The sequence below is a fragment of the Dokdonella sp. genome, from assembly GCF_036518555.1.
GTDB lineage: Bacteria > Pseudomonadota > Gammaproteobacteria > Xanthomonadales > Rhodanobacteraceae > Dokdonella_A.
Genome location: NZ_DATDMY010000060.1, coordinates 1 through 3,306, shown reverse-complemented (window position 1 = coordinate 3,306; position 3,306 = coordinate 1). Strand labels below are relative to the sequence as shown.

4 protein-coding genes are annotated in these 3,306 nt (G+C 66.4%); 2 read left to right on the top strand and 2 right to left on the bottom strand.

What is annotated here, in order from left to right; translation table 11 throughout:
* Positions 1-355, top strand: a 355-nt coding sequence (locus VI238_RS03795; RefSeq protein ID WP_331648609.1) for an alpha/beta hydrolase-fold protein, incomplete at its 5' end; no start/stop codon positions are given.
* Positions 356-701: 346 nt separating this feature from the next.
* On the opposite strand, the gene VI238_RS03790 is transcribed toward VI238_RS03795, so the two are convergent.
* Complete coding sequence (locus VI238_RS03790) at positions 702-1,166, bottom strand: nucleoside deaminase (RefSeq protein ID WP_331648607.1); 465 nt, start codon at positions 1,164-1,166, stop codon at positions 702-704.
* A gap of 194 nt (positions 1,167-1,360) precedes the next feature.
* Positions 1,361-1,831, bottom strand: a complete 471-nt coding sequence (locus VI238_RS03785) for a hotdog fold domain-containing protein (RefSeq protein ID WP_331648605.1) — start codon at positions 1,829-1,831, stop codon at positions 1,361-1,363.
* A 145-nt stretch (positions 1,832-1,976) separates the two neighbouring features.
* On the opposite strand from VI238_RS03785, the gene VI238_RS03780 reads away from it, so the two are divergent.
* Complete coding sequence (locus VI238_RS03780) at positions 1,977-3,230, top strand: IS256 family transposase (protein ID WP_331648602.1); 1,254 nt, start codon at positions 1,977-1,979, stop codon at positions 3,228-3,230.
* Positions 3,231-3,306 lie beyond the last annotated feature (76 nt).

Genomic DNA, 3,306 nt, shown 5'->3' with positions numbered 1-3,306 from the left:
ACGCTACCGCTCGGTGTCCGCGTTCGCGCCGATCGTCGCGCCGATCCAGGTGCCCTGGGGCCGGAAGGCGTTCCCGCGCTACCTCGGCGACGATCGCGATGCATGGCGCGCGTACGACGCGACTGCGCTCGTCGAAGACGGCGCGCGCTTCCCTGGCACGCTGCTCGTCGACCAGGGCGACGCCGACGCGTTCCTCGACGTGCAACTGCGCCCCGAGTTCCTCGAACGCGCGTGCCGCGCGACCGGCCAGCCGCTCGACCTGCGCCGGCGCGCGGGCTACGACCACAGCTACTGGTTCATCCAGAGCTTCGTCGAAGACCACCTGCGCCACCATGCGCAGGCGTTGCGAGGTTAGCGTCGCGATCGGCGACGACGCCGCGTCGTACGGGTCCGCGGTCGCCCACAGGGTGGGCTCCTACAGGGATTCCCGCGGCACCTCGCGTGTTGCGGCGGGACTCGCCGCGATGCGGCTCGACCCGCCCTACACGAGCGGCGAACCCTCCCTTCTCTCGGAGCGGCGCAAGCGGCGATGCTCTTCATCCCGGTGTGCGTGTCGCACGACGGAGTGCATGTAGGACGGTACGCGCCCGCGCGTGCCGCCGATCGCCGTAGGGCGGTACGCGCGCCGCGCGTGCCGCCGATCGCCCCCGTCCACAAAAACATCGCGGCTTCCGCCGCCCCCACAAAACGCGGGTGAAGCCTCAGACGCCGATATCCTCGTTCCAGAGCTCCGGCTTGTCGCGCATGAAGTCGTGCATGAGCGCGACGCAGGTTGCGTCGTCGACGACGTCGATCGCGACGCCGCGGCTCTTGAGCCACGCTTCCTCGCCCATGAACGAGCGGTTCTCGCCGACGACCACGCGCGGGATGCCGTACAGCGCGATCGCGCCGCTGCACATCGGGCACGGCGACAAGGTCGTGTAGATCACGCTCTCGCGGTACACCTTGGCCGGATGACGCCCCGCATTCTCGAGTGCGTCCATCTCGCCGTGCAGGATCGCGCTGCCCTTCTGCACGCGGCGGTTGTGGCCGCGGCCGATGATGCGCCCCTCGTGCACGATCACCGAACCGATCGGGATGCCGCCTTCGGCGAGGCCCGCCTTCGCTTCGTCGATCGCGGCCTGCAGGAATGGGTCCATGCATTGCGCCCCTGGGTTGCGGCTCATGCCGCGCTCCGAGTATCCCATGCGACCCCGCCCGGCTGGCGCTGGATCCCCTCTCCCGCTTGCGGGAGAGGGTCAGGGTGAGGGCAAGCGGAGCGATGCCTAGGGTCTGCGGAATACGTTGCTTCGTTTCCCCTCACCCGCCGCGCTGCGCCCGTCGACCTCTCCCGCATGCGGGAGAGGTGAATCGGGTTGAGTCAGTCGGCCTTGCGCGGCGAAATCCACATCGTGATGTCGGCATCGAACACGACCTCGCCACCGGCATCGCGCACCTCGACGATCGCATGCGCTTCGCTGCCGCTCGTCGCCGCCGCGATCGCCGGCACGGTCGCGGTCGCGGTCATCGGCCCCTTGGCCTTCTTGAGGTAGCGCACGGTCATACCCTTCGGAATCCAGCGCATGGAATCCGGAATCGTCGCATCGGTCGCGAGGCCACCCGCAAGCTCGGCCATGTTGCACAGCGCGATCGCGTGCACGGTGCCGATATGGTTGTGCACGCGGCGCCGGTCGCGGATGCGCACGACGCAGCGGCCGGGTTCGAGCAAATCGATCGTCGGCGCGATCGACGCGAAGTACGGCGCGCGCCAGCAGATCGCGCGCGAGACGAGCCAGCGGCCGAGTGCGGAGCTGCCGTGGCGGCGGAAGAGCTGGAGTGCTTGCGAGGCCATGCGATTCCCTCGTCGATGTCCTGCAGGAGCGCACCCTGTGCGCGACCGGCCCGTGCCGAGCGCAACGAGATGCGTGTAGGGCGGTACGCGCGGAGCCTGTCAGGAATTTTGTGTGCGAGGCCTATCATGAGTAGGAGGAGCATGTATGGCCCGGAAGAAGTCCCCCGATCGGCAGCGAGAGCTGCCGACTATCCCGAAGGAACTGATCGATCAGTTCGTGAAGGGACCGATGAACGCAGAGGCCGTGAACGCGGCGTCGATGGCGTTCAAGAAGGCACTGATCGAGCGCGCCTTGGGCGCGGAGTTGTCGCATCACCTGGGCTACGCGCCGGGAGAGGCGAGGCCGGGAGAGGCGGTGAACCACCGCAATGGCGCGAGCGGCAAGACGGTGCTGACCGAGGATGGTCCGTTGCGGATTGACGTACCGCGCGATCGGATTGGCTCGTTCGAGCCGTTGCTGATTCCGAAGCATGAACGGCGCTTCACGGGCTTCGACGACAAGATCGTCGCGATGTATGCGCGCGGCATGACGATGCGGGAGATCCAGGGTTTTCTGCGCGAGCAGTACGGCACGGAGGTGTCGGCCGAGTTCATCAGCACGGTGACCGAGGCGGTGATGTCGGAGGTCACTGCCTGGCAGGCGCGCCCGCTGGAACGGCTGTATCCGGTCGTGTTCTTCGATGCGATGCGGGTGAAGATCCGGGACGAAGCGGTGGTTCGCAGCAAGGCGATCTACCTAGCCTTGGGCATTCTCGCCGACGGCACGCGCGACATCCTGGGGTTATGGATCGAGAACACCGAGGGCGCCAAGTTCTGGCTGAAGGTGTTCACCGACCTCAAGACACGCGGCGTCGAGGACATCCTGATCGCAGTGACCGACGGCTTGAAAGGGATCGACGCAGCCTTGGAGGCCGTGTTCCCGGCCACGACCTTGCAGACCTGCATCGTGCATCTGATCCGCAACAGCGTGGCGTATGCCAGCTACAGCGAGCGCAAGGCATTCGCTGCGGCGCTCAAACCCTTGTACACCGCGATCAATGCCGACGCCGCCGAAGCGGCCCTGGATGATTTCGAGCAAGGACCTTGGGGGCAACGGTTCCCGACCGTCGTCGCCGCCTGGCGCCGGGCCTGGGACCGCGTTGTTCCCTTCTTCGCATTCGCTCCCGACGTGCGGCGGCTGATCTACACGACCAACGCGATCGAGAGCATTCACGCCCGCCTGCGCAAGATCATCAAGAGCCGTGGTCATTTTCCAAACGATGAGGCCGCTACAAAATTGATCTGGCTGGCTCTGCGCAATATCACCGCCGAATGGCGCCGCCCCACGCTCTACTGGCGCGCTGCCATGAACCAGTTCGCTATCGCTTACGGCGATCGCTTCATCCATGCGCGGGCGTAAGATGGCCCGCCAATCCAGTCGTCGTGCAGACCAGCGTTTTCAACAACGCCTCGCACACAAAAAATCGGACAGGCCC

What these genes read in the sequence shown, in the direction of transcription:
- VI238_RS03780 (WP_331648602.1), top strand. Translation starts at nt 1,977, where the DNA reads ATGGCCCGGAAGAAGTCCCCCGATCGGCAGCGAGAGCTGCCGACTATC.
- VI238_RS03790 (WP_331648607.1), bottom strand. Translation starts at nt 1,166, where the DNA reads ATGAGCCGCAACCCAGGGGCGCAATGCATGGACCCATTCCTGCAGGCC.
- VI238_RS03785 (WP_331648605.1), bottom strand. Translation starts at nt 1,831, where the DNA reads ATGGCCTCGCAAGCACTCCAGCTCTTCCGCCGCCACGGCAGCTCCGCA.